General features: G+C 72.4%; 20 protein-coding genes. 8 read left to right on the plus strand and 12 right to left on the minus strand.

What is annotated here, in order from left to right:
* Positions 1-66: 66 nt before the first annotated feature.
* Positions 67-945, minus strand: coding sequence for a Rieske 2Fe-2S domain-containing protein (locus tag ACNJ93_RS32290; RefSeq protein ID WP_418961599.1), 879 nt, complete (start codon positions 943-945; stop codon positions 67-69).
* 137 nt (positions 946-1082) lie between these two features.
* Positions 1083-1307, minus strand: a complete 225-nt coding sequence (locus ACNJ93_RS32295; RefSeq protein ID WP_418961017.1) for a DUF6479 family protein — start codon at positions 1305-1307, stop codon at positions 1083-1085.
* A gap of 202 nt (positions 1308-1509) precedes the next feature.
* Here ACNJ93_RS32295 and ACNJ93_RS32300 point away from each other — a divergent pair, with 202 nt between their 5' ends.
* The 5 genes from ACNJ93_RS32300 (at position 1510) to ACNJ93_RS32320 (ending at position 6275) form a co-directional block, all read left to right on the plus strand.
* Positions 1510-2118, plus strand: coding sequence for a hypothetical protein (locus ACNJ93_RS32300; protein WP_418961018.1), 609 nt, complete (start codon positions 1510-1512; stop codon positions 2116-2118).
* A 100-nt stretch (positions 2119-2218) separates the two neighbouring features.
* The gene (locus ACNJ93_RS32305) at positions 2219-2992 is read left to right on the plus strand and encodes a hypothetical protein (protein ID WP_418961019.1); all 774 of its coding nucleotides are present in this window, start codon (positions 2219-2221) and stop codon (positions 2990-2992) included.
* Positions 2993-3255: 263 nt separating this feature from the next.
* Positions 3256-3636, plus strand: coding sequence for a hypothetical protein (locus tag ACNJ93_RS32310; RefSeq protein WP_418961020.1), 381 nt, complete (start codon positions 3256-3258; stop codon positions 3634-3636).
* 103 nt (positions 3637-3739) lie between these two features.
* Positions 3740-5839, plus strand: coding sequence for a SpoIIE family protein phosphatase (locus ACNJ93_RS32315; RefSeq protein WP_418961021.1), 2100 nt, complete (start codon positions 3740-3742; stop codon positions 5837-5839).
* A gap of 46 nt (positions 5840-5885) precedes the next feature.
* Positions 5886-6275, plus strand: a complete 390-nt coding sequence (locus tag ACNJ93_RS32320; RefSeq protein ID WP_418961022.1) for a helix-turn-helix domain-containing protein — start codon at positions 5886-5888, stop codon at positions 6273-6275.
* Between the two features lie 8 nt (positions 6276-6283).
* On the opposite strand, the gene ACNJ93_RS32325 is transcribed toward ACNJ93_RS32320, so the two are convergent.
* Positions 6284-6562 (minus strand): hypothetical protein, encoded by a 279-nt coding sequence (locus ACNJ93_RS32325; RefSeq protein ID WP_418961023.1) that lies wholly within the window; start codon positions 6560-6562, stop codon positions 6284-6286.
* A 169-nt stretch (positions 6563-6731) separates the two neighbouring features.
* Here ACNJ93_RS32325 and ACNJ93_RS32330 point away from each other — a divergent pair, with 169 nt between their 5' ends.
* Positions 6732-7985: an MFS transporter gene (locus ACNJ93_RS32330; RefSeq protein ID WP_418961024.1), complete on the plus strand. Its 1254-nt coding sequence runs from the start codon at positions 6732-6734 to the stop codon at positions 7983-7985.
* Here ACNJ93_RS32330 and aspA read toward each other — a convergent pair.
* Together aspA and ACNJ93_RS32340 are read right to left on the minus strand one after the other, a co-directional pair.
* Positions 7979-9406, minus strand: a complete 1428-nt coding sequence (gene aspA / locus ACNJ93_RS32335; protein WP_418961025.1) for an aspartate ammonia-lyase — start codon at positions 9404-9406, stop codon at positions 7979-7981. The two genes, ACNJ93_RS32330 and aspA, sit on opposite strands and share 7 nt — an antisense overlap.
* Positions 9407-9892: 486 nt before the next feature.
* Positions 9893-10984, minus strand: a complete 1092-nt coding sequence (locus tag ACNJ93_RS32340) for an asparaginase (RefSeq protein ID WP_418961026.1) — start codon at positions 10982-10984, stop codon at positions 9893-9895.
* A 140-nt stretch (positions 10985-11124) separates the two neighbouring features.
* On the opposite strand from ACNJ93_RS32340, the gene ACNJ93_RS32345 reads away from it, so the two are divergent.
* A complete protein-coding gene (locus tag ACNJ93_RS32345) occupies positions 11125-11580 on the plus strand; it encodes an Lrp/AsnC family transcriptional regulator (RefSeq protein ID WP_418961027.1) in 456 nt (151 codons plus the stop codon).
* Between the two features lie 110 nt (positions 11581-11690).
* On the opposite strand, the gene ACNJ93_RS32350 is transcribed toward ACNJ93_RS32345, so the two are convergent.
* The 7 genes from ACNJ93_RS32350 to ACNJ93_RS32380 all read right to left on the minus strand — a co-directional run bounded on the left by ACNJ93_RS32350 (position 11691) and on the right by ACNJ93_RS32380 (position 24025).
* The gene (locus ACNJ93_RS32350) at positions 11691-15395 is read right to left on the minus strand and encodes an NB-ARC domain-containing protein (RefSeq protein WP_418961028.1); all 3705 of its coding nucleotides are present in this window, start codon (positions 15393-15395) and stop codon (positions 11691-11693) included.
* Between the two features lie 288 nt (positions 15396-15683).
* On the minus strand, positions 15684-16415 hold the full coding sequence (locus ACNJ93_RS32355) for a flavodoxin family protein (protein WP_418961029.1): 732 nt from the start codon (positions 16413-16415) through the stop codon (positions 15684-15686).
* A gap of 106 nt (positions 16416-16521) precedes the next feature.
* Positions 16522-19569, minus strand: a complete 3048-nt coding sequence (locus ACNJ93_RS32360; protein WP_418961030.1) for an alpha-mannosidase — start codon at positions 19567-19569, stop codon at positions 16522-16524.
* Positions 19570-19658: 89 nt separating this feature from the next.
* Entirely contained in the window at positions 19659-20960 is a 1302-nt protein-coding gene (locus ACNJ93_RS32365) for a glycoside hydrolase 5 family protein (RefSeq protein WP_418961031.1), read from the minus strand.
* Between the two features lie 44 nt (positions 20961-21004).
* The gene (locus ACNJ93_RS32370) at positions 21005-21850 is read right to left on the minus strand and encodes a carbohydrate ABC transporter permease (protein WP_418961032.1); all 846 of its coding nucleotides are present in this window, start codon (positions 21848-21850) and stop codon (positions 21005-21007) included.
* Positions 21851-21852: 2 nt separating this feature from the next.
* Complete coding sequence (locus tag ACNJ93_RS32375) at positions 21853-22725, minus strand: carbohydrate ABC transporter permease (RefSeq protein ID WP_418961033.1); 873 nt, start codon at positions 22723-22725, stop codon at positions 21853-21855.
* Between the two features lie 4 nt (positions 22726-22729).
* Positions 22730-24025: an ABC transporter substrate-binding protein gene (locus ACNJ93_RS32380; RefSeq protein ID WP_418961034.1), complete on the minus strand. Its 1296-nt coding sequence runs from the start codon at positions 24023-24025 to the stop codon at positions 22730-22732.
* Positions 24026-24157: 132 nt separating this feature from the next.
* Between ACNJ93_RS32380 and ACNJ93_RS32385 the strand changes: the two genes are divergently transcribed.
* A complete protein-coding gene (locus tag ACNJ93_RS32385; protein WP_418961035.1) occupies positions 24158-25180 on the plus strand; it encodes a LacI family DNA-binding transcriptional regulator in 1023 nt (340 codons plus the stop codon).
* The last annotated feature ends 79 nt before the right edge of the window (positions 25181-25259 follow it).

Genomic DNA, 25259 nt, shown 5'->3' on the forward strand with positions numbered 1-25259 from the left:
TCCTCCCGTATCTGGGCGTCGGGCGCGCGGGGGCGCGTCATCGGCGGGGCAGGGACCGGCGGGGGATCAGGACTCGCCGTCCGCCGCCGGGCCGTCGCCGGAGGGCTCCCGCAGAGTCGTACGGATCCGTGCCTCGACCCGGCCGTCGACGGTGCGGGTGTCGAAGACGGGCTGGGGCGCGGTCGCCGGGCCGGTCACGTTCCATCCGTCGTCGAGGCGGAAGGTGCTGCCGTGCCAGGGGCAGCGCAGGCACCCGTCGACGAGCTCGCCCTCGGCGAGCGGTCCCGCCATGTGGCTGCAGCGCTCCGCCAGGCACCGGACCGTGTCCGCGTCGGTCCGCACCAGCACGACGGGCACGTCGCCGACCCGGCCGCGCCGCGGCCGGCCGATCACGAGGTCCGCGAGCAGGGCGACCGTGTGCCACCCGGGGGGCGCGAGCGCGGTCACCGCTTCGGCGTGGTTCGTCCCGGCCGCCTGCCGGTAGGCCAGGTGGCCGCCGAGGGCACCGCCCGCCGCGATGGCGGTGAGGCCGCAGTAGCCAAAGAGGCGTCCGCGTACGTGCCGGCCGCGGCAACGGGCCGTCAGGGAGGCGGCGTAGAGGGCGACTCCGGTGATGTTCGCCGCCGCGTGGACCAGCCCGACCCGCAGTTGGGGGCGGCGCATCTCCGCCCAGTCGACCCAGCCGGCGACGGCCGCCGGCCCGGCGCCGGCCAGTCCGGCGGCGACGAGCAGGCGAGCGGCCTTGCGCTTGCCCGGCACGAGGTCGAGCACCGCGGCGGACAGCCAGGCGCCGATCGGGAACTGCACGAGGAGCGGGTGGACGGGGTGACCGAGCCACCGTCCGTGGAGCACGTCCCGGGCCGGGCCGAGCGGCAGGCGCCGTACGGCGGCGATCAGGGCGTCGGCGACGCGGTCCGGCCGGGGTGAGTTCTCCAGCCGGTCCATCGCCTTCAGCACGCGTCCCGGTCCGCGGCCCGAGGGCCAGGCGGACCGCAGTACCTGCGGGAAGCTGTTCACACCCGGCGAATAACCCCTTCGGGCGCGCCGAAACGGGCCGCCCGCAGGCGGCCCCGGGGCGGCCCTCACCGGTCGGGGCGGTCGTCGGGCGCCTGCCACGAGTTTCGCCTCCGGCGCGCCGACGGGGGCTGCTCCGCGTCCGAGGGCGCGCGACGGCGCCGGGCGGTCCACCGCTGGCCCCACCAGACCGCCACGATCAGCAGCGCGGCGATCACGGCGCCGACGACGAGCAGGAACACCGACGGCCCGCTGCTCACGGCCACCACGGCGGAGAGAGAGGAGAGGATCATGAGCGCCCTTCCTGTCGGCACGCGGTCCGGTCCGCGCCGTCGCGGTCCGGCTACGTCCGGCGGCTACCCGGGCACGCTCCGGCCAATCGACCGCCGCCGACTCCGCCCGGGTCCGTACCCGGCTGCCCGCCGCCGGTCGGTGACCCCCATCGGTCCGCTACTCTGCGCCTCCAAGATCGAACACATGTGGGGGGATCCGGACGTGGAACTGACGACACGGCAGCGCCGGGCGAGAGCCGGCTGGCTGCTCGGAGGGGCCGCCGCCCTGGTGGGGGCGGCCGGACTCGGGCACCTGGCGGGCCGGGACGGCGGGCTGCTCCGGGTCGCCCAGGTGCTCGATCATCCGCTGCTCTTCGGAGCCCTGGCCTTCGTGGCGGCCGTCGCGGGCATCGGCGTGGCGATACGGAACGGCATCGTGCGCGGCCTGGTGATCGGGGCGGCCGTGCTCGCCACGATCGCCGCCGCCCCGATCGCGCTGCTCGTCGTCATGGGCTCCTTCACGGTCGACACGCTCGACGAGGCGGCTCCCGGCCGCACCGACCGCAGGCTCGTCGTGACCGAGGGCGCGGACATGATCGACCCGCTGTGGTGGGTGTACGTCGACACCGGCTCCGGACTCGGCGTCCGCCGCTGGCAGCTCGGCGCGTTCAACGGCGACGACCCGGCCAACGGGCTGGTCGAGGTGCGCTGGGATGGCCCCGACCGCGTGCGGGTCGTCACCGGCGACGGCCCCGACCTGAAGACGCACATCGTGGAGCTGGACCGGGACGGCCGCCCGCTCCGCAGCCTGACCATGGGCGCCGTCGACTGAGTCCACCCGTCGCCGGCCGCCGCATGTCGTCACGTTCCCGACGCCGGACGTTCGCGTGCGGGAGACCGGAACGGACGGGCGGCGTGCCACCATCGCCGCCATGCTGCTGAGTCTCGACGACGTCGAACGGCTGCATCCGGACGGCGCGGGCGCGCGCCGCACCGCCCGGCTGTTCGTCGCGGCCGCCCGGACCTGCGTCGCGGGCGCGGTGCTCCTCGCGGCGACGGCCGGTGTGCTCGTGTGGCGGCACCCCGTACCGCAGCCGCCCACCGGCGTGCTGCCGGCCGGGGGAGCGGCCCTCGCCCTGGCGGTCGCCTGGCCGTGCGTCCTGTTCGCCGCGCGGCGCGCGTTGCGCCGGCACGGGCGGCCGGGTACACCGCTCGCCGGGGCGGGCGGCCTCGTGCCGCACGACCGCCCCGGCGAGAGCCGCCGGCTCGGCGGCCTCCAGTTCGCCGGCTGGCTGCTCGTCGCCTTCGAGGCCGGGGTCCTCGCGATGCTTCCGCTCGCCCACGACGCCGGCGAGGCGCTGGGCGCCCTGCGGTGGATCACCGCCGGCATCTGCCTGCTGGTCGGCGGGCTGCTCTGCGGCGTGATCGCCTGGTTCGGCCGCGTCATCCCGCCCGCCCGCCGCCGGGAACTGGCCTGGACGCCGCGCTGGGCCGTCGAGCGGGTCGTCCTGCTGGCCGTTCCGTTCCTCCTCGCGCTCCCGGCGCTCGCCGGCGCGGCCGGCCCGGTGCCGAAGGTGCTGGCGGGGGTCGCGGCCCTCTGGCTGCTCCTGGTTCCGATCAGCCGCCAGGGCGACCACATGCCCGCCGGGGCCGCCGCCGACCGGCAGGCCGAGACGACCGACGGCAAATTCGAACAAATCGGGTGAAAGTGTTGACTCATCGGCGAAACGGCGGAGACTGGTAGGTACACCGGAATACCGGAAAGAGCCACCCCGCCGACGGAGACGTCCGGAGGCGCGCGAGACCCTTTTCTCGGCTCTGGCCAGGCCCCCGGCAGATCTTGTCGCCGAAGGAGCCGCCGACGACGGTCGACGACCCACGGACACGACGAGAACCGCCGGGGACTGCTCTGTGTACGCCCGCGAAATCCGGTGGAACGACCGCTCCCCGCCGTGCTCTGCTGTCCCGCATGAGCCTCTGCGTCGACCTCTACGTCCCCGGCCCCGACGGCCTCTGGGACGAGATCCTGGACGTCCCCGAGGGCGCCTGTGACCTCGCCGGCTTCGAACGCTGGCGCACCGTCGTCTGGGGCAACGACGCCATGCGCGCCCTCGGCGCGACGTACTTCCCCCGGCTCGCCGACGACAACCTGCTGGTGCCGCCCGCCGAGGTCCCCGCCTTCCGCCGGGAGTGCGCCCTCGTCCGCTCCGCCCTCGCGCTCGTCGCCCCCAAGGACGACCCGCACTGGACGTACGAGGAGTTCCTCGACGGGATCCCGCGGCGCCTGCGCAACATCGAGGACGCCGCCGAGCGGGCCGAACGCCTCGGCGTCGGCGTGATCATCTGGTGACACCCCCGGTCGGCCCACGCCGAGGCCGGTGCGAAGGCCCGCCGACGCCGTCTCGGCTAGGGTGAGTCGAGAGGAACGGGCCCTCAGGGGTTAGGTCGGTGCGTTGGACACTCACCAGTCGACGAGCGAGGTCCGGCAGCAGCCGCCGGCGGCTGTCGGGTACGCGGGCGTCCTGAACGAACTGCTGCCGATCGCGCTCTGGCGCGAGGACGCCGAGGGCCGCGTCGTGGAGTGGTCCCTCGCCGCACAGGACCTCCTCGGCCACCGCCCCGAGGACGTGCTCGGCCGCCCCGCCTCCGCCATGCTGGTCCCCGACAACAACCAGGCGCTCGCCGACCAGCTCACCCGCCGCGTCCAGGCCGGGGAGACCGTCGTCGGCACCCTGCCCGTACGGCACCGCGACGGTCACCACGTCACCATGGAGACCTGGATCCTGCCCGCCGCCGATCCCGAGGGCCGTACCGGGGCGATGCTCATCGCCGTGGAGACCTCCGAGGTCCTGCGGATGCGGGACTCGCTGGCCGCCCTGGAGAGCCTGTTCACCCAGTCGCCCATCGGCCTCGCCACCCTCGGGCTCGACCTGCGCTTCGTCCGCGTCAACGACGCCCTCGCCCGGATGAACGGCGTCCCCGCCGCCGACCACGTCGGCCGCCGCCTCACCGACGTCGTCCCGGGCGTCAACGCCGCCGCCCTCGAAGGACTGATGCGCCAGGCCCTGAGCGACGGCAAGGCCGTCGTCGACGCCCGCCGCACCGGCCGCACCGCCGCCGACCCCGAGCGCGACCGCACCTGGTCCTGCTCGTACGCCCCGCTCCTCGACAACGCCGGCCGCCCCCTCGGCCTGATCGCCTCCATCATCGACATCACCGTCGCCGAGCGGGACCGCGCCGAGGCCGAACGCGCCCGCCGGAACGTCGCCCTGCTCGCCGAGGCCGGCGCCCGCATCGGCACCACCCTGGACCTCGGGCAGACCGCCGAGGAACTCGTCCAGGTCCTGGTGCCCCGGCTCGCCGACTCCGCCGACGTCCAACTGCTCGAATCCGTCCTCGAACCCGACGAGAGCGGCGCCTCCACGCGCGGCCTGCTGCGCCGGCTCGCCGTGCGCTTCCCCGACCCGAACGCGCCCACCGCCCTGCTCGCCCCCGGGCAGACCTTCCAGATCCCGCTCGACTCCGTGTACGAACAGGTCCTCCACGAGGGCCGCCCCCTCGACCTGCACGACATCGACGTCCCCGCGCTCATCCGGGAACCCCGCGCCGACCCGCTGCGCACCTACCTCATGACGCAGCTCAGCTGCGCCCGCATGGTCCCGCTCGTCGCCCGCGGCACCGTCCTCGGCGCCGTCACCGTCACCCGGCTGCGCAGCCGCGAGCGCTTCGACGAGCAGGACCGCGTGCTCGTCGACGAGGTCGTCGCCCGCGCCGCGCTCAACATCGACAACGCCCGCATGTACACCACCCAGCGCGAGGCCGCCCTCACCCTGCAGCGCAGCCTCACCAACAGCGCGCTGCCCCGGGACACCGGACTCGAACTCACCGGCCGCTACCTGCCCGCCAGCGACCACGACGTCGGCGGCGACTGGTACGACGTCATCTCGCTGCCGAACGGGCGCACCGGCCTCGTCATCGGCGACGTCATGGGCCATGGCATCCACGCCGCCGCCGTCATGGGCCAACTCCGCACCGCCGTGCGCACCCTGGCCCGGCACGACATCCCGCCCGAGGCGATGCTGCGCTCCCTCGACGACGTCGTCGCCGACCTCGGCGAGGACGAGATGGCGACCTGCGTGTACGCCGTCCACGACCCCGCCACCGGCCGCTGCGTCATCGCCCGCGCCGGACACCCGCCGCCCGCCGTGGTCACCCCCGGAGGAGACATCGCGTTCCTCGACGGCCCGCCCGGTACGCCGCTCGGCACGGGCGGCCGCGCGTTCGGCGCCGAAGAGGTGGCGCTGCCCCCGGGCAGCCTGCTCGTGCTCTACACCGACGGGCTGATCGAGGCCCGCGACCGCGACCTCGACCAGGGCCTCGCCGAACTGGCCCTCGCCCTCCGCGGCCTCGACCGGCCGCTCGACGAGGTCTGCGACGGCATCCTCGCCCGGCTGCTGCCGTGCCCGGCCCAGGACGACGTGGCGGTCCTGCTCGCCCGCACCCCCGGCGACGCCGGCTCCGGCCCCAACTCCCCAGGTTTCGCCGGAGGCTGAACGTTTCGGTGGGTCGTGCGGCGGGCCCCGCTCCTAGGCTGGAGCCGTGAGCACACCGAAGCACGAGCAGGCACAGGAACCCCTCTGGCGGGACGTCGTCGGCGGCGTCCTGCGCCGCGAACGGCGGGCCCAGCGGCGCACCCTCCAGGAGGTCGCCGACGCCGCGCGGATCTCGATGCAGTACCTCTCCGAGATCGAACGCGGCCGCAAGGAAGCCTCCTCCGAACTGCTCGCAGCCGCGGCCGGCGGACTCGGCCTGAGCCTCGCCGACCTGCTCACCCTGGCCCAGGAGGAACTGGTCCGGCTGACCGCCGTCCGCACCCCGGCGCGCGTCCGCACCCTGACGGGCGCCGGCAGCGTCACGAGCGTCCGCAGCCTGACCGCCCGGCGCCCCACGATGCCCGCACGGCAGGGCGAGGTGCGCCTGGCCGCCTGAGGCCGGCCTCACTCCCCGGAGCCGGAGTCACGGGGCGGGCGCCGGTGCGCCACGTACGCGACCAGCACCCCGGTCAGCAGCGCCCAGGCCACCGCCCCGTCGCCCGCCACCGGCCACCCGCCCGCCGCCAGCAGCAGCGCGGCGACCGCCCCCGCGCCCAGTGCCTTCCGGTCCCGGACGAAGCCCCACTCCCGGCGGCCGCTGCCGGGGGTGCGCCACTCCAGGACGGCGATGCGCACCACCAGCGCCGCCGCGGCGACCGCCGCCATCAGCACCGACGGATCCATGGGCCTCCCCTCGCCTTCGCGGCGGACCGGAAATCCCCGGACGGGGACGTGCATCCGGATTAGCATGGAACCCATGATCTGGCGACATTGATCCGGCACCCGGCCTTCCCGAGGACCGCCGCCGACCCCGTACCCACGGCGTCCGAGCTGTCCTCACCGGGAAGGCAACATGACTGTTTCGTCCGAGCGGCCGCCCGCCCCGGGCACCGCACACGGTGCCCCGGCCCGCGGCGTCCGCCGCATCGCGGCCGCGCTCTACGGCTATGCGTTCTGCGAAGAATTCGTCCTGCTCTACCCCGTGTACGCGCTGCTGTTCAGCGACACGGGACTGGGACTCTGGCAGATCTCCTCGCTCTTCGCCCTCTGGTCCCTGACCAACGTCCTGCTCGAAGTCCCCTCCGGCGTCTGGGCGGACACCGTCTCGCGCAAGCGGCTGCTCCAGCTGGGCCCGCTGCTCACCGGCACGGGCTTCGCCCTGTGGGTGCTGTTCCCCTCGTACGGGGCTTTCGCCCTCGGCTTCGTGCTGTGGGGCGCCGGCGGCGCGTTCGGCTCCGGCGCCCTCGAGGCCCTGGTGTACGAGGAGCTCGACAGGACCGGTGCCGCCGACCGGTACGCCCGGCTCATGGGCCGCGCCCGGGCCGCCGGCCTGCTGGCGGTCATGGCGGCCACGGCGCTGGCCGGGCCGGCGTTCACGTCCGGCGGCTACCTCCTGGTCGGCGCGGCCAGCGTGGCCGCCTGCCTGCTGACGGCGGCCTTCGCCACCGCCCTGCCGGAACACCGCCGCCGGAAGGTGGCGGCACCGGCTGGTGATGCGGCGGAGACGGTCGCCGAGGCGGAGGCCGGCTGGGCCGCCACCCTGCGCGTCGGACTGGCCGAGGCCCGGCACGACAAGGCCGTCCGCTTCGCCGTCCTGCTGGTCCCCGCCGTCACCGGCGTGTGGGGCGCGCTCGACGAATACACGCCGCTGCTGGTCCGCGACACCGGCGTGGCGCCCGGTACCGAGCCGCGGCTGCTGCTGCTCGTCTGGGCGGGCGCCACGGTCGGCGGACTGCTCGCCGGCCGTGCGCAGCGACTCGGCCCACGGGGCCTGGCCGTCCTGCTCGCCGTGTCCGGCGTCGCCCTGGCGGCCGGGGCGCTGCTCGGCACCCCCGCCGCGATCGTGCTGGTCGCCGTCGCCTTCGGCGGCTTCCAGCTGGGCACCGTGCTCGTCGACGCCCGGCTGCAGGACAGCATCACCGGCGACAGCCGGGCCACCGTCACCTCGCTGGCCGGCGTGGGCAGCGAGGTGGTGACCCTCGCCGTGTTCGGCCTTTACACGGTGTTCGGCACCGCGTCCGGCCACGGGACGGCGTTCGCGCTGCTCGCGCTGCCGTACCTGGCCGCCGCCGCGGCGCTGGCCCGGTGGGGCCGCCGCCGTCAGTGACGGTTCGGGCCCGCCAGGCGCTCCGGGGTGAGCAGCTCCGCGATGCGCTCGGCGGGCAGCAGGCCGCGCTCCAGCGTCAGTTCCGCCACGCCCCGGCCGGTGCGCAGCGCCTCCTGGGCGATGGCGGTGGCCTCGGTGTAGCCGATGTACGGGTTGAGGGCGGTGGCGAGCCCGATGGAGTTCTCCACCGCCGCCCGCAGCTGCTCGGTGTTGGCGGTGATGCCGACCACGCAGCGCTCGGCGAGCGTCAGGCAGGCCTGGCGCAGGGAGGTGATGCTGCGCGACAGCGCGTGCAGGATCACCGGCTCGAACGCGTTGAGCTGGAGCTGGCCCGCCTCGGCGGCCATGGTGACGGTGATGTCGTTGCCGATCACCTCGAAGGCGACCTGGTTGACGACCTCCGGGATCACCGGGTTCACCTTGCCCGGCATGATGCTCGAACCGGCCTGCACCGCGGGCAGGTTGATCTCGGCGAGTCCGGCGCGCGGGCCGGAGGACAGCAGCCGGAGGTCGTTGCAGGTCTTGGAGAGCTTCACGGCCAGGCGCTTGAGCACGCCCGACAGCTGCACGAACGCGCCGCAGTCCTGGGTGGCCTCGACGAGGTTCGCCGAGGTCACCAGCGACAGGCCGGTGATCTCCGCGAGGTGCCGGCGGGCCGTCTCGGCGTACCCGGCCGGGGCGTTGAGACCGGTGCCGATCGCGGTGGCCCCGAGGTTGATCTCGTGGATCAGCTCGATCGCCTCGCCCAGCCGGCCGCGGTCCTCCTCCAGCATCACCGCGTACGTGGAGAACTCCTGGCCGAGCGTCATCGGCACCGCGTCCTGGAGCTGCGTCCGGCCCATCTTCAGGACGTCGCGGAACTCGACGGACTTCTCCGCGAAGGCGTCCTGCAGCACGGCCGCGGCACGCAGCAGGTCGGTCACCGCGAGGATCGTCGCGATGCGGACCGCGGTCGGGTAGACGTCGTTGGTGGACTGGCTGAGGTTGACGTCCTCGTTGGGGTGCAGGTGGTGGTACTCGCCCTTGGCGTGACCGAGGAGCTCCAGCGCCCGGTTGGCGATGACCTCGTTGGCGTTCATGTTCGTCGAGGTGCCGGCGCCGCCCTGGATGACGTCGACGACGAACTGGTCGTGCAGCTTGCCCGAGCGGATCTCCTGGCAGGCGGCGGCGATGGCGTCGGCCTTCGCCGCGGGCAGCAGCCCGAGCTCCTGGTTCGCGCGGGCGGCGGCCTCCTTCACGGCGGCGAGCGCGTCGATCAGCCGCGGGTACACGGAGATCGGCGTTCCGGTGATCGGGAAGTTCTCCGTGGCGCGCAGGGAGTGGACGCCCCAGTACGCCTCGGCGGGCACGTCCCGCTCACCGAGCAGGTCGTGCTCGCGACGGGTGACGGGGGCGGGGGAGGCAGGGGAGGGGAGGGTCATGGCACGGCTTTCAGCGGAGGAGGACGGGGAGGGCAGGAGATGTCGTCGGGTCCGGGGGTGTCGTCGGGCCGGGTCCCCGGCGGCGAGCGCCGCCGGGGACGGCGGGCGGGCTCGGGTGCGGTGGCCCGGACGCGGGGGCTTCGGAGCGAGCGCGGCCCAGCGGGCGAGACGGCGGTTCCGCCGTCCGGACCTGCGCCGCCCGGCGCGCGAGGTCCGGCTTCCGCCCCTGCGGGGTGCCGCGGGTGGGGTGCCGGCTTCCGCCCCTGCGGGGTGCCGCGGGTGGGGTGCCGGCTTCCGCCCCTGCGGGGTGCCGCGGGCGAGGTACCGGCTTCCGCCCCTGCGGAGTGCAGCGGGCGAGGTACCGGCATCCGCCCCGCGGACTGCCGCGGCTGAGGTTCGGGCCTCCGCCCGCGGACGGGCACGGTGAAGTACCGGCCTGCGCCCGCGGGTTGCCGCAGGCCAGGTCTCCGGCCCGCCCGACCAGGGCTACGCGGCGGATGCCCCGGCGGGCTCGGGGGTGCGGAGGTCCGGCTCGGGGATCATCGTCGGGGCCTCGTACGCGGGGCCGACGAGGAGTTCGCGCAGGAGCTCCCGGCGCTGCTCCGGCGCGACGTCCGCGAGCAGCGCGGCCAGGACGGCGATGCGGGTCTGGGCCGCGCGCAGGGTGCCGGTGAGCAGGGCGCCCGCGGCGACCAGGTCGACCGCGCCGCCGCCGGTGTAGATCTCGGCGACCGGACCGGCCGGCACGCGCGTGGTGACCGCGACCAGCACGCCCCGCTCCACAGCCTCGCGGACCGCCTCCACGAACTCGGGCGTGGCGTTGCCCGCGCCCGTGGCGACCAGCACGATGCCCCGCGCCCCGGCGGCCAGCGCCGCGCGGAACAGCAGCGGGTCGGCGTCGCTGTGGTGGGTGATCACGTCGACCCGCGGCAGCTCGGCCGCCTCCGGCTCGGCCGAGGCGGCGGGCAGCGCCAGCGGGGCCGGGCGCTCGGGGGTGCGCCGGGTGTCGACCCGGCCGAAGCCGACCTTGCCGAGGCTCTGCGCGGACGGGTCGGAGAACGCGTCGGCGGCCAGGGTCCGGGTCTTCACCGTGCCGCGGGCCGGGTGCACGAGACCGTCGAAGACCACGAGCACCCCGAGGCCCCGCACCGAGGCGGCGACCTGGAGGGCGTCGTACAGGTTGCCCGGACCGTCGCTGTCCGCGGTGCCGATGGGGCGCTGGGCGCCGGTGAGCACCACCGGACGCGGGTCGGTGTGGTGCAGGTCCAGGAAGAAGGCGGACTCCTCCAGGGTGTCCGTGCCGTGGGTGATCACGACGCCGTCCACCCCGGGGTCGGCGAGCGCCTCGTGCACCGCGCGCAGCAGCGTCAGCTGCCGGACCGAGGTCATCCGCGAGCTGTTGACGTTGAACAGGTCGACCACGTCGACCGTCACGTGCTCGGGCAGCGCGGCCGCGTCGAGGACGTCACTGCCGGCGGCCTCCGCCGCGTACCCCGAGCCCTGCCAGCGGCTGGCGATGGTGCCGCCGGTGCTGATGAGGGTGATCCGGCGCGGGCGCTCGTCGCGTATCCATTCCATGGGGTTTCGTCCTCGGATCTCGTGCGGTTCCTCGGCGCGGGCGTCCGTCGCCACGGCCGCCGCAAGAATAGGAAAAAACCCGCGCAATCGGGTTGCGGATTCCAGCGGGCCCCGCAACATCCGTGGTGGATAATTGCGCCATGGATGCCATAGATCTCCACATCTTGCGCGAGCTCCAGCAGGACGGCCGGCTCACCAACCAGGAGCTCGCCCAGCGCGTGGGCCTGAGCGCCTCACCGTGCCTGCGACGGGTCCGCCAGCTGGAGCAGGACGGCGTGATCCAGGGCTACCGCGCGATCGTCGACCCCGAGGCCGTCGGCCGGGGCTTCGAGGTCCTGGTCTCCATCGAGGTCCGCCGCGACCGGGAGGCCGTCGAGGCCTTCGAGGCGGCCCTGCAGGACATCCCCGACGTCATCGAGGCCTACCGGCTCTTCGGCAGCCCCGGCTGCCTGCTGCGCATCGCGGTCGCCGACCTCGCCGCGTACGAGCGGCTGTGGATCGAGCGGCTCACCACGCTCGGCGGCGTCACCGAGGTCAACTCGCAGATCATCATGAAGCGGATCAAGGAACCCCGCGGGCTCCCCGTCCAGGGCTGACACCCAAGGCCACCCCCCGCGGGCAGCGGTTCCAGCTCAGGGCGGATCAGGCGACTGAAGGGTCCCCGTCGGCATGAGGGCACGCGGTCGCCCACTCGCGCGGCCCCGCATCACCTGCCACGCTGGCTCCGCGACCGCTTACTCCCTCTCTTGGGCTGTTTGCGCGGAGGCGCGGGCGTGCGGTCCTGCGCGTCAGGGGTGGGGGAGGGATGGAGGTTCACGGACACGAGTGCGGCGGCGAGAAGGCCTTTGCTGCTGACGTCTGCCAAGCGTTCACCAAGTGTTGCGGGCGATGAGAGCAGACGCTGGTGGGCCGCCGTCTCGTGCAGCTCGAGGCCGTAGCCGTAGTAGACCACCACGGTGCGCCGGGTGCGTGCTGCCTTGAGCCATTGGCCGGAGACGTGGACGTCGGCGCGGGCGATGACCGTGCCGTCCCTATGTTCCAGCACGAGGTGTCGGCCGGTGAGAGTGAGGGTGAGGTCCTCGGCTGATGGAACGCTGGCGGCCCTGTCCATCAGGCGCCTGAAGCCCTTGTCGCAGGCCCGGTGGATCTGCAGTTCGGTCGACTTGCCGGATTCGAGAGAAGTCACTGCGCACATGGCGGTGGGTTCGAGGAACACCATGGCGCGGGGGCCGGGGAGGATGTGGCGAAACTCAGGAAGCAGGACATCGAGGTTGGAGGTTCCGCCCAGGACGGAGTAGGCCGGGTCGGAGGACACTGCCGCTCGTCCATGGCATGGAGCTGCCTCGTACACAGCGCGCATCGCCGGGTCGGCAAGGAGCCCGGTGCCGGCGGTGGAGACGATCGCCTCGCTCTCGGCCTGGTGCTTGCGATGCACGACTTCCCCAGCCAGCACCGCGAGGCGCGGTGTGAGTCCTTGGTAGAGCCGTTCCCACACGTTGTCCGGATCGTAGGGCTCGGTGAACGTCTTGTCGGTCAGATGCTTCATCAGGTCCATGGGCGCGGAGGCCGCGGAGTCGGCGCTGAAGGAACGCCACATGCCGTGCACCAGACGCAGGAGGACGAAGCGCGCGTGATCCGTCGGGATTTCCGGCGTCGGGTTCTCGTCGATGCTGGTTTCCTCGAGGAGGCGCCCCAAAAACTCGACTGCCTGTTGGTTTCCGGTCGTGACCCACTTCCATGCGCCGGCAAGGCCGGCATTGTGTACGAGGTTTCGCACGGAGAAGCTGTGCAGAGTGCGGGGTCCGGAGTAGGGCAGGAAGTCGGTGAGCGCTGCATGGGCGTCCTGCCACTTCTCCTGCTGGACGAGAGCCTCGATGAGCAGGCGTTTCAACTCTGCCGTGGACTTGGTCCAGGGCTCGGACACGGTGGCGATGGCAGCGGATGCAGCCTGTTCGGCGCGGTGGGCTTCCCCCGCGCTCAGCAGTTCCGAGATGTCAGTGAGGTCGCGCAGTGCCTGGGTGGTTGCCGTTCCCGGGGCGGCATCAGACACCGGGACAAAGCCCTGGAGCAGCCGGGAGAGGCCGTCGTGGGGAGCCAGGCGCAGCTGGGTCTGGAGGACCAGCACCGCGTTGGCGGCGAGATCGATCGAACGGGGATCGAGCGGGGCAGGCAGGGTGAGGAGATGGGACAACACTCGACCGAGCCGTTCCTCGATCTGGTCGGCCGCGTCGACGGGTTCACGTAGTTGCACAATGTGGGCCAGCAGGACTTCGACCTGTGCGGCCAGACCGAGATCGGGACGGCCGGCCTGCTCAAGTCGTACCAGCTCGCGCTCGAGCAGCTGCTGCGCGGTCTCGTGCTGGCCGTGCGCGAGATGGAAGGCCGCGAGGTTCCCCATGAGCAGACAGGTCTGGAGGTCGGCGATCCCGGCATCCTCGACGTGCCCGATCAAGGCAGTGACATGCTGGGCGAGCTCCCATGAGCGCTCGGCCTCGCCTGTTTCGATCGCCCCCAGCAGCCACTGATTGGTGTGGGCGGCCACTTGCGGCAGCGCCGTCGCGGCAATCTGCGACAGACCGAGGTGCCGTGCCAGGACGACCTGCAGCACCGAATTCATCGAAACGGTGTCTTCGCTTCCCGCGAAGGCCTCCTTGCGAACCGGCAGTGGCTCGTCGTAGCGCACCAAGGAGACGTTGGTGAGTTCGCGGAAGACCTCGCGTACGGGATGTTCGACCTCGTCCAGGACCAGCCAGCCGGGAGACGGCGGCAACTGCTCGATGCCGACGATTGCGCAGGCGAGGGTGAGATGGACGGGGATCCGACGTGGAGCCAGCCAGCACAAGGCCGCGAGAGTGGACAGGGTGGGTTTCACCAGGTTCCTGGCCTGGGCACTCGCGACCAGACGTTCGACGCTCAAGGCGACTGCGGCTGCCAGTGTGCGGGGATAGCCGGACGGGACCGAGTCTTCATCGTCCGCCGCTCGCTGCAGCAGTGTGTCCGCATAGGCATCGAGCCGATGCACCCCGATGCCGCAGCTGACCAGATAGCCGCACGCCACCTCGATGGCCAACGGCCAGCACGCCAGGGCCTGCGCCAGGCGGGACAGTACCTCCGCATGCTGCGCAGCCTCACGGTCCGACAGCCCCAGGCGCAGCCGCAGCAACTCCAGCGCCTGCTCGTCGCGCAGGGCACTGACTTCGACGTGTCCACGGGCATGACGCCAGTTGCCGCCCAGCGACGTGACGATGACCTCGCCCCGGCCCAAGCTGGGCAACCACGGACGGGTGGACTTGGCCGCCGCATCGTCGAACACCATGAGCCACGGCCCTGGCAAAGCCTGGAGCAACGCGTGCACCCGCTCACGGATCAGCCGAGGGTCCGCCACCTCCACAGAACCGCCGGTCCCCGTAAGATGACCGAGTATCCGGGCGAACGACGCGGTCAGCGCCTCCTCCGTCTCGGCCTCGACCCAGAAGATCGTGTCGTAGCGGTAGGCGTGCTCCGCGACGTAAGCCGCGGCCAGACTCGATTTACCCAGCCCCGACAAGCCGGTGACGACACACACCGGAACGGTGCCGGAGTTTCCTGAACCGCCGGAAACGACCGCGTCGATCTCGGCGATCAGATCCGACCTGGACACCTCGGGGACCCGCGGCATCGGACCGTACAAGAGACCGAAATCCTGCCGGCCGACCGCAGCGATCAGCTGCTCGTCCTCAGCCAGCGCCAAACGCCGGAAGTCTTCGACGTCCCACTGCGCCAGGCTCGGATCGGCCGCACGCCGCATGACCTCGGCCACCAGGTATCCCAGTACGAAGCCGCCGACGCGATCGGACAGCCCACGCCCGCTTCGCTCTCGCTGGAGGCGCAACGCATCGTTGAGGTCCTGGCGCAACTGCGCCTCGCTGCGCGGGTCGAACTCGATCTCGGCACGTCCCAACCGCTCCCACTGCTGTGGCGTCAGCGCCTTGCACAGCGCCCAAGTGGTCGGAGCTCGCTTGAGGAGCGCCTCCAACTCCTCCTGCAGGGAGGGTATGTCGGCGCCGTGCAGCCTGAGTACTTCGGCCAGCCGCAGACAGCTTTCGCTGGGGGAGGCGGACGTGATCAAGCGGTACTTCATGGCGTCGAAGCCGGTGATCAAATGCAGCAGTACCGCCACGGCGTCCCGGGCCCGGACCACACGCGTCGGCCCGGCGCTCTTGACCTGCACTGCCACGCGAGAACGCCCGTCGGTGTCGACCAGATCGAAGTCGACGCAGTCAGCCATATGGACCGACGTCGCTCCAGCAGGTCCCTCGACCCGGCACGCCGCCACTTCACCTGTGCCGAGCCCGGCCAGCAACGCTTCTACGGTACGCAAGTACTGGTACTGAAACCCGCGAGCAGCGACCCGGCCACCGTCGAGCGTCATGCGTTCCTCCCCCTGGGCCCTGTCCGACCGACAGGATAGACAGCCCCACCGACAAGGCCTCTTACCGATCATTTCAGAATGAGGTTCGGAGTAGCAGCCCAAGCAGTGGACGGTGCAAGCGGGTTGGAGCAGCCGCAGGTGGAGGTCGGCGCGTATCTCGTAGCGGGTCGGCAGGTGGTTGAACGAGCACCCGGGCCGAGGCTCCTGTCGTCGCGGGCACTGCACCGCGACGGACCTGCTTGATCCGGAGCTGACTTCCACCGGACCTCCGACCGTACCGGCCCGCGGTCAGCGGTGCTCGGGGTTCTCAAAGTCGAAGCGGCAGCCGGCGTCCCACTCCGAACGCTGGTTTCCGTGGGCGGGGATGCCCCCGGCGTCCTTGAGCATCCTTGCCATATGGAGCTGGTTCCAGGTCATGAAGGTGGTGTTGCGATTGGTGAAGTCGTTCGCCGGACCGCCCGAGCCCGGGTCGAGGTACGACGGTCCGGGGCCGGCCGGGCCGACCCACCCCGCGTCGGCCTGCGGAGGGATCACGTAGCCGAGGTGCTGCAGGCTGTAGAGCACGTTCATCGCGCAGTGCTTGGCGCCGTCCTCGTTGCCGGTGATCAGGCAGCCGCCCACCCGACCGTAGTAGGCGTACTGGCCACGCTCGTTGAGAATCGAAGAGCAGGCGTAGAGCCGCTCGATGACCTTCTTCATGACTGAGGAATTGTCGCCCAGCCACACCGGCCCCGCCAGCGTGAGGATGTCGGCGGCCATGACTTTCGAATAGATGACCGGCCACTGGTCGGTCTCCCAGCCGTGCTCCGTCATGTCCGGCCAGACACCGGTCGCGATGTCGATGTCCACCGCCCTGAGTACCTCGACCTGCACGCCTTGGCGCTCCATGATCCCGGTGCTGATGTCGATCAGCCCCTGAGTGTGGCTGCGCTCCGGCGTCGGCTTGAGCGTGCAGTTGATGTAGAGCGCCCGCAGGTCGTCGTAGCGGAAGGCGGCGTCGGCGTGCATCGGCATCGGCATCGGGGGCTCCTCGGGCCGGGATCTGTGGTCGTACGGTCGGACCGCCCCGACCCTGGCCCGCGGGGCGGGCGCATCGGATCCCGGCACGCCCGCCCCGCGTCCGACGTCACCCGACGGGACGCACGAACCGCAGCGTGCGCAGCTCGAACGGGCGCAGCCGCAGCGCGACGCCGCCGTCCTGCTCCACCTCGGCCCGCTCCTCCGGCAGCGGGCGTTCGAGCAGGTCGCAGACCCGGACCTCCGTGTGCGCGAATCCGGTGGCCAGCCGGGCGGCGACCCGGCCGCCGTGCGCCTCGTACACCCGCACCACCACGTCGCCGCTGCCGTCGTCCGCCAGCTTCACCGCGCTGACCACCATGGCCTCCTCGTCCAGCGAGACCAGCGGCCGCACCTCCGCGTCCCCGGGCACCCGCCGCTCCGGCAGGTTGATGCCGTACCCCTCGCGCACCGCGTCGCCGACCGACGCGCCCGGCGCCAGGGCGTGCCGGAAGCGGTGCACGCCCTGGTCGGTGTGCGGGTCGGGGAAACGCGGGGCGCGCAGCAGCGAGACCCGCACGGTCGTCGTCGTGCCGCCGTCCTCGGGCCGCACCGTCCGCGTCAGGTCGTGCCCGTACGTGGACGCGGTCACCAGGCCCACGCCGAAGCCCGGCTCCTCCAGGTGCACGAAGCGGTGGTTGCACGCCTCGAACTTGGCCGCCTCCCAGCTGGTGTTGGTGTGCGTCGGCCGGTACAGATGACCGAACTGCGTCTCCGCCGCGTACCGGTCGGCGTGCAGGTCCAGCGGGAACGCGGCCTTCAGGAACTTCTCCGTCTCGTGCCAGTCGACCTCCGTGTCCAGGTCCAGCCGGCGCGCCCCGGCGGTCAGCGTCAGCGTCTGCACCGCCCGCGACGCGCCGAACGACCGCGTCACCCGCACCGACACCGACTCCGCGGTCTCCTCGCACACCATCACCTCGTCGGCGTCCGTCAGGTCGGTGACCGTGTTCCGGTAGAACTGGTCGACGTCCCAGGCGTCCCACATGTTCGGGAAGTCCGGGTGGATCTGCAGCAGGTTCGCCGCCCGGCCCGGCGCGACCGCCTCCCGCCCGGTGGCCAGGTCGAGCACCGAGACCGCGAGCCCGCGCCCGTCCACCTCCACCCGCAGCAGCCCGTTCTCCAGGACGAACCCGCCGCCCTCCCGGGCCCGGACGCGACAGCCCGCGCCGTCCGCCGGCGGGCCGGCCGGCCGGGCGCCCCCCGCCGGCACCCCGGCCCGCGCGTGCGGAGCCGCGTTGAACACCACCTCGCCGCCCGCCGAACCGTCCCCGGCCAGCGCCCGCTGCGCCGCCCCGATGATCCCGGTCAGCTCCTCGGCCACCGCCGCGTACGTCTTCTCCGCCTCGCGGTGCACCCAGGCGATCGACGAGCCCGGCAGGATGTCGTGGAACTGGTGCAGCAGCACCGTCTTCCAGATCCGGTCCAGCTCCTCGTACGGGTAGGGGAAACCGGCCCGCACGGCCGCCGTCGCCGCCCACAGCTCGGCCTCCCGCAGCAGGTTCTCGCTCGCCCGGTTGCCCTGCTTGGTGCGCGCCTGGCTGGTCAGCGTCGCCCGGTGCAGCTCCAGATACAGCTCCCCGACCCATACCGGAGCGTCCGGGTACTCGGCCTCCGCCCGCGCGAAGAACTCCGCCGGGCGCTCCCAGCGCACCCGCGGCGAACCCTCCAGGTCCCGCAGCCGGGCCGCCTTGGCGACCATCTCGCGGGTCGTGCCGCCCCCGCCGTCGCCCCAGCCGGTCGGCGCGATCGAGTGCCGGGCCCGCCCCTTGTCCTTGAAGTTCCGCACCGCGTGCGCGAGCTGGTGGCCCTCCATCGCGCAGTTGTAGGTGTCGATCGGCGGGAAGTGGGTGAAGATCCGCGTCCCGTCGATGCCCTCCCACCAGAACGTGTGGTGCGGGAAGCTGTTCACCTGGCTCCACGAGATCTTCTGCGTCAGCAGACGTGTGGAGCCCGCCGCCTTGATGATCTGCGGCAGCCCGCCGGCGAAACCGAAGGTGTCCGGCAGCCACGCCTCCGTGTTCTCCACCCCGAACTCGTCCATGAAGAACCGCTTGCCGTGCACGAACTGACGCGCCATCGCCTCCGAGCCCGGCATGTTCGTGTCGGACTCGACCCACATCCCGCCCGCCGGCACGAACCGGCCCTCGGCGACCGCCTTCTTGACCCGCGCGTACACCTCCGGCCGGTGCTCCTTGATCCACGCGTACTGCTGCGCCTGCGACATCGTGTAGACGAAGTCCGGCTCGGCCTCCAGCAGCGCCGTCATGTTCGCCGTCGTCCGCGCCACCTTCCGGACCGTCTCGCGCAGCGGCCACAGCCACGCCGAGTCGATGTGCGCGTGCCCGACCGCGCTGATCCGGTGCGCCGACGGCTCCGCCGGCGTGGCGAGCACCTCCGCCAGCTCGGCGCGCGCCGCCGCGGCCGTCCCGTTCACGTCCTGCAGGTCGACGGCGTCCAGCGCCCGGTCCACGGCCCGCAGGAGGTCCCAGCGCCGGGCGCCCTCCACCGGCAGCTCGGCCATCAGCTCGCCGAGCACCTCCAGGTCCATGACCAGCTGCCACACCGTCTCGTCGAACACGGCCAGTTCCAGCCGCTCGAGGCGGTACTGCGGCTCCGTGCCCGCCGTCTCCTTCTCGCCCAGCGTCGTCGGCAGGAACGGGTGGTAGTCCAGGACGACCGGATTGGACGCCGCCTCCACGTGCAGCAGCACCTCCTCGCCGCCGACCGCGGGCGAGGCCACCCGCACCCACTGGTTGCGCGGGTGCAGGCCCTTCACCGGTGTGCCGTCCGGCCGGTAGACCAGGCCCTCGCACTGGAAGCCCGGCATGTTCTTGTCGAAGCCCAGGTCGATCAGGGCCTCCACCGTCCGGCCCGCCCACGCCTCCGGCACCGCCCCGGACACCGTCAGCCAGCTGGTGCCCCAGGGCGCGCCCCAGCGCGTGCCGACGGAGATCGGGCTGCGGGGGGCGGCAAGACCCTCGGCCACCGGCACCGGTTCGTCGGGCGCGACCCAGATCCCGGCCTCCAGCGGGACCGACTCCGGATACACGGCGGGGCGGATGCGCTCCTCGAGGACGCGCTTGAGACGGGACTCGATCAGGCTGCGGTCACTGTGCATGCGGACGCTCCAGAGGACGCGGTGCGGAAGGAAGCCGACACGGACGGAGGTGGGCAACGGTAGGGCCGGTGGCGCGCAGAAGGCAGGATTCAGCACACCGGGCGGGAAACGGGAGACGCGGACCGGCCGACTCCGGCCTCCTCGACGGTGACGAGCTCGGTGATGCCGCGCGCGGCCAGATGCGCACGGTCCCCGGCCCGCCCGGCGAGCACGGTCGTCGGCCGTGCCCCGTCCGCCGCGAGCCGCATGAACGCCTCGAACACCGCCCCGCCGGGCCCGCACACCGCGCGCTCGACGGGCTCCTCGGGCAGGTCGACGACGAGCGCCGTGGTACGCGGCGCGGGCGGCCGGAACCCGCCCGCGCGGGCCTCCGCCACCAGCGCCGCCAGCTCCCGGCCGGCGGGCTTCACCGTACGGTCGTTGGCGAGCAGGCCGAGGGTGTACTCCAGCTCGGGGAAGTCGGCCAGCGCCCGGTCCACGTCGTGCGAGCACCACCACGTCACGCCCCACACGTCCGGGCAGTCCAGCGCGGCCTCGACCGTCGTCCGGGTGAAGGCGGCGGCGCGGTCCGCCGGCACGTGCGGGGCCGGCGCGCCGACCTCCTGCAGCCACACCGGGCGGTGCGGGTCGTCGGCCCAGGCCTTCGACAGCTCGATCATGTACGCCGCGTGCTGTCCGACGGCCACAGACTCCGGCCCGTGGCGCTGGGCCGTGCCGTTGAACACCCAGGAGTGCACGGCGGTCGCCGCGCCGAGCCGTGCCGCGTGCGCGGGCGTGAAGGGATGCCCGTCCGCGTACCAGGCGGCGTCGTACGCGGCGTGCAGGTGCAGCCGCCCCGGTGCGCCCTCCTCGCAGGCGGCGAGCATCCGGCGCAGCCAGTCACCGGCCTGCGCCGGCGTGATCCGGTCCGGGTCGGGATGCGGGTCGCCGGAGAACTGGTTGATCTCGTTGCCCAGCGTCATGCCGAGGAAGGACGGCCGGTCCGCGAGGGCGGCGGCCAGGGTGCGCAGATAGGCGGCCTGGCCGTCCAGGACGTCCGGGTCGGTGAAGATGTTGCGGCGGTGCCAGGTCACCGTCCACGACGGCTGGAAGTCGAAGCTGGACAGATGACCCTGCAGTCCGTCGACGGCCACGTCCAGGCCGCGCTCGGCGGCCGCGTCGGCCAGCTGCACCAGCTGCTCGACGGCGCGCGGCCTGATGAGGGTGCGGTTGGGCTGGAACAGCGGCCAGAGCGGGAAGACGCGGACGTGGTCGAAACCGAGTGCGGCGACCGAGTCCAGGTCGGCGCGGACGTCGTCGAGGTCGAAGTCGAGCCAGTGGTGGAACCAGCCCCTGCTGGGCGTGTAGTTGACGCCGAACCTCGGGCGGGCGGAGTCCGGGGGAGTGGTCATGCGCGGCAGTGGGTCCTTTCCTGAACGCGTCCGGTGCTCACGGTTCATCCCTTGACCGCTCCCTCCTCGACGCCCTTGAAGAAGAACCGCTGGAGCGAGGCGAAGACGATCACGATCGGGAGGAAGGCGATCATCGTCCCGGCGGCGATGAGCCGCGGGTTGGCGGTGAAGGTGCCGTCGAGGTACTGGAGTCCGACGGTGAGGGTGTAGCGGTCCGGGTCGGTGAGCACGATCAGCGGCCAGAGGAAGTCGTCCCAGGCGCCGATGAAGGTGAAGATCACGACCACGCTGAGCATGCCCCGGACGTTCGGCAGCCCCACGTGGACCAGCCGCTGCCACACGTTCGCCCCGTCCACCAGCGCGGCCGCGTCCAGGTCGGCGGGCACGGCCCGGAACGCCGTGTACATCAGCAGCACGTTGAGCATCGCGATCGCGCCGGGCAGGGCCACGCCGGTGAGCGTGTCGGTGAGCCCGAGGCTGCGGACGGTCACGTACTGGGAGACGATCGTGACCTCGCCGGGCAGCACCAGCGTCGCCAGGAACAGCCCGGTCACCAGCCGCAGGCCGCGGAACCGGAGCCGGGCCAGGGCGAAGCCGGCCAGCGTCGCGCCGACCGCGTTGCCGAGGACGGCGACCGCGGCGACGGTCAGCGAGTTGACGGCGTACGTCCACACCGGGATCGTCTCGGCGACCTCGGCGTAGTTGGCGAGCGTGAAGTCCTCGGGCAGGAACGACGGGACGCGGGAGTACACGTCCTCGTGCGGGCCCTTCAGGGAGGTCGACAGCTGCCACAGGAACGGGCCGATCGTGAGCAGCAGCACCAGGGCCAGCAGCAGGTAGCGCACCGCCGTCCCGGCCGGGGTGGGCGTGCCGAATCCGCGTGCGGTCATGGTCAGGCCGCCTTCCGGTTCAGCCGGGCCAGCAGCAGCATCGGCCCGACGGTGATGAGGAACAGCAGCAGACTGAGCGCGGAGGCGTAGCCGATGTGTCCGGTGAAGCCCCGGGAGTACATCTGGATCAGCATCACCACGGACATGTCGCGGCCGCCCGGTCCGCCGGTGCCGTTGGACAGCACGTACAGCTCGGAGAAGACCCGCAGCGCGGAGACCGAGATCAGCACGGAGATCAGCATCATCGTCGGCCGCACGCCGGGCAGGGTGACGTGCCAGAACCTGCGGACGGCGGAGGCGCCGTCGACGGCGGCGGCCTCGTGCAGCTCCCGGCCCACGTTCCCGAGGGCCGACAGGTAGATCACCATGTAGTAGCCGAGGCCCTTCCACACCGTCAGCGCGATCGCGCTGAACAGCAGCAGCCAGCGGTCGGTGAGGAAGGAGAGCGGGCGGTCGGCGAGCCCGAGCTGACCGAGCAGACCGTTGATCAGCCCCCGGTCGTCGAGCACCCAGCCCCAGATGATGCCCACCACGACCGCGGAGGCCACGACCGGGGTGTAGAAGGCGGTCCGGAAGAACGTGATGCCGGGCAGCTTCTTCTCCACGAGGAGCGCCAGCAGCAGCGGCAGCACGGTCAGCAGCGGCAGGCAGATCAGCAGGTAGACGATGCTGTTGAGCAGGGCGTCCGTCAACTGCTCGTCGGTCAGGGCTCGTTCGTAGTTCTCCAGGCCGGTGAAGTGCCCGCCGCCGAGGGGTTTGGCGTTGGTGAACGAGAGGATCACCGTGTTGACGGCGGGCCAGAGGTTGAACACCAGCAGCCAGACGACCGCCGGCCCGGCGAGCAGCCAGGGGGTGAACCAGCGCCGGTGGGTCATCCGTTCAGTCCTCGAGCAGCTGGTTGGCGCGGGCCACCGCCGTGTCCAGGGCCTTCGCGGACGGGGCCTGGCCGCTGATCGCGAGGGCGATCTGCTGGTTGATGACGGTGTTGATCGCGTCGTTCGCCTGGACGGGCTGCAGCATCTTCGCCTGGGCGAGCGAGGTGAACGCGGTGACCTTCGCGTCACCGGCGTTGGTGCCGTCGCTCTTGCTGAAGAAGGGGTCGGCGGCGGACGCCTTCGTCGACGGGAAGATGCTGGTCAGCCGGGCGAAGGCGGCCTGGTTCTCCGCGTTGGTCACCCAGCGGGCCAGCGCGACCGCCGCGGGCGCGTTCTTCGTCGCCTTCGACACCGACAGGCCCTGCACGTACAGCGGCGGGGTGCCCATCGCGGGGGAGGAGACCACCTTGGGCGCCAGGGAGGGGTTGTCGGTGGCGATGCTGCTGATGTGGTTCGCGCCGCCGGTCGTCCAGGCGGCCGTGCCGGCGTTGAACAGCTTGGCGTTGCCCGCGTACGTCTCGGTCAGCACGTCCTTGGGCAGCAGCCCCTCTTTGAAGGCGGAGCGGTAGGTGTCGAGGAGCGCCGCCGCCTCGGGCGTGTTGAACGTGAAGCGCTTGCCGTCCTCGGACATCAGCTTCACCCCGGCGTTGGCGAAGTCCATCAGCCCCGGCTTGCGGCTCATCAGATACGTCACGCCGCCGGACCTGGCCTTCACCTGGCGGGCGGCGGTGATCAGCTCGTCGAGTGTGGCCGGGGGCTTCTTCGGGTCCAGGCCGTACTTGGTGAGCAGCTCGGCGTTCCAGTAGTTGACGTCGGTGTTGAGGTACCACGGATAGCCGAACGTGCCCTGGTGGCCGCCGAAGCGGTACGCCTCCAGGCCGCCCTCCACGTACTCGTCTGCCGCCTTCGGGTCGGCCGTGGCGATGTCGAGCAGCATGTTCTGCTCGACCAGCGGGAGCGCGAAGTCCGGCGGGAGGTTCACGACGTCGGGCAGGCTGCCGCCGGCGGCCTGGCTGAGCACCTTGTCCGAGTAGCCCTCGCCCGGCTGGTCCAGCCACTGGACCTCGACGCCGGGGTGCTTCTTCTCGAAGGCGTCGAGCACGCCCTGCATGTACGTGGTGAACTTCGGCTTCAGGGCCCAGGTCTGGATCGACACCTTGCCCTTGACCTCGCCGTCGACCGGCGAGCCCTTCCCGCCGCCGGCACCGTCGGAGGCGCCGGGGTCGCCGAGGCCGCAGCCCGCCAGGGCCGCCGCCGCGACCGTCGCCAGGACCGGCCGTATCCAGAGTCTGCTGCGCATAGAGGTCTCCCGGTGTGCTCGGAACTGCCTGTCGTCGTGCGGGACGGAGCTACTAAACCGGTCTAGCGATGGGGGACTATGCTCCGGCTAGACTTTCGTGTCAAGAAGGTGTGCGGACCGAAGGGGCGCTGCATGGCCAGACCGACGATCGCCGACATCGCCCGACGGGCCGGGGTCTCCAAAGGCGCGGTGTCCTTCGCGCTGAACGGCAGACCGGGCGTCAGCGAGACCACGCGCGCACGGATCCTGCAGGTCGCGCAGGAGATGAACTGGCGCCCGCACAGCGCCGCCCGCGCCCTCGGCGGGGCCCGCGCCGACGCCGTCGGACTCGTCCTCGCCCGGCCCGCCCGCACCATCGGACTCGAGCCGTTCTTCGGCCAGTTGCTCTCCGGACTCCAGGCCGGCCTGTCCGTCCGCGGCACCGCCCTGCAGCTGCTCGTCGTCGAGGACACCGCCGCCGAGATCGAGGTCTACCGCCGCTGGACCTCCGAGCACCGCGTGGACGGTTTCGTCCTCGTCGACCTCCAGGTCCGCGACCCGCGCGTCCCCGTCCTGGAGGAGCTCGGCGTCCCCGCACTCGTCATCGGCGGCCCCGGGCGGCACGGCAGCCTGCCCAGCGTCTGGGCCGACGACCGCGAGGCGATGGTGTCGATCGTGGACTACCTGGCCGCCCTCGGCCACCGGCGCATCGCCCACCTCGCCGGACTGCCCGCCTTCCAGCACACGCAGCGCCGCATCCGCGCCGTCCGCGACAGCGCCCGCCGGCTGGGCCTGACCGCCGTGTCCCTGCCCACCGACTTCAGCGACGCCGAGGGCGCCGCCGCCACGCGTACGCTGCTCGCCCGCCCCGAACGCCCGACCGCGATCATCTACGACAGCGACGTGATGGCCGTCGCGGGCCTCGGCGTGGCCGCGGAGATGGGCGTCGCCGTGCCCGGCGAGCTCTCGATCGTCTCCTTCGACGACTCCGCGCTCGCCCGGATCGTGCATCCTGCGCTCACCGCGCTGTCCCGGGACACCTTCGCCCTCGGCGAGCAGGTCGCGCGCACGCTGCTCGCCGTCGTCGACGATCCGGACACGGCGGGCGACACGAAGAACCCCACCCCGCGGCTCACCGTCCGCGAGAGCACCGCGCCGCCGGCCTTGACCCCGTGAACTAAAGCCGTTTAGCCTCCCGGGTCGTCGGACGCGGCCACCACGCCCCGTCCCGCAGTACCTCCCGCACGTCCCGTGC

The organism is Streptomyces tritici (genome assembly GCF_048500665.1).
Lineage (GTDB): Bacteria > Actinomycetota > Actinomycetes > Streptomycetales > Streptomycetaceae > Streptomyces > Streptomyces tritici.

Excerpts from the sequence above, each read along its gene's own strand:
- ACNJ93_RS32290 (WP_418961599.1), bottom strand. The coding sequence starts at position 945 with ATGGACCGGCTGGAGAACTCACCCCGGCCGGACCGCGTCGCCGACGCC.
- ACNJ93_RS32295 (WP_418961017.1), bottom strand. The coding sequence starts at position 1,307 with ATGATCCTCTCCTCTCTCTCCGCCGTGGTGGCCGTGAGCAGCGGGCCG.
- ACNJ93_RS32305 (WP_418961019.1), top strand. The coding sequence starts at position 2,219 with ATGCTGCTGAGTCTCGACGACGTCGAACGGCTGCATCCGGACGGCGCG.
- ACNJ93_RS32310 (WP_418961020.1), top strand. The coding sequence starts at position 3,256 with ATGAGCCTCTGCGTCGACCTCTACGTCCCCGGCCCCGACGGCCTCTGG.
- ACNJ93_RS32325 (WP_418961023.1), bottom strand. The coding sequence starts at position 6,562 with ATGGATCCGTCGGTGCTGATGGCGGCGGTCGCCGCGGCGGCGCTGGTG.
- ACNJ93_RS32330 (WP_418961024.1), top strand. The coding sequence starts at position 6,732 with ATGACTGTTTCGTCCGAGCGGCCGCCCGCCCCGGGCACCGCACACGGT.
- aspA (WP_418961025.1), bottom strand. The coding sequence starts at position 9,406 with ATGACCCTCCCCTCCCCTGCCTCCCCCGCCCCCGTCACCCGTCGCGAG.
- ACNJ93_RS32340 (WP_418961026.1), bottom strand. The coding sequence starts at position 10,984 with ATGGAATGGATACGCGACGAGCGCCCGCGCCGGATCACCCTCATCAGC.
- ACNJ93_RS32345 (WP_418961027.1), top strand. The coding sequence starts at position 11,125 with ATGGATGCCATAGATCTCCACATCTTGCGCGAGCTCCAGCAGGACGGC.
- ACNJ93_RS32350 (WP_418961028.1), bottom strand. The coding sequence starts at position 15,395 with ATGACGCTCGACGGTGGCCGGGTCGCTGCTCGCGGGTTTCAGTACCAG.
- ACNJ93_RS32355 (WP_418961029.1), bottom strand. The coding sequence starts at position 16,415 with ATGCCGATGCCGATGCACGCCGACGCCGCCTTCCGCTACGACGACCTG.
- ACNJ93_RS32360 (WP_418961030.1), bottom strand. The coding sequence starts at position 19,569 with ATGCACAGTGACCGCAGCCTGATCGAGTCCCGTCTCAAGCGCGTCCTC.
- ACNJ93_RS32365 (WP_418961031.1), bottom strand. The coding sequence starts at position 20,960 with ATGACCACTCCCCCGGACTCCGCCCGCCCGAGGTTCGGCGTCAACTAC.
- ACNJ93_RS32370 (WP_418961032.1), bottom strand. The coding sequence starts at position 21,850 with ATGACCGCACGCGGATTCGGCACGCCCACCCCGGCCGGGACGGCGGTG.
- ACNJ93_RS32375 (WP_418961033.1), bottom strand. The coding sequence starts at position 22,725 with ATGACCCACCGGCGCTGGTTCACCCCCTGGCTGCTCGCCGGGCCGGCG.
- ACNJ93_RS32380 (WP_418961034.1), bottom strand. The coding sequence starts at position 24,025 with ATGCGCAGCAGACTCTGGATACGGCCGGTCCTGGCGACGGTCGCGGCG.
- ACNJ93_RS32385 (WP_418961035.1), top strand. The coding sequence starts at position 24,158 with ATGGCCAGACCGACGATCGCCGACATCGCCCGACGGGCCGGGGTCTCC.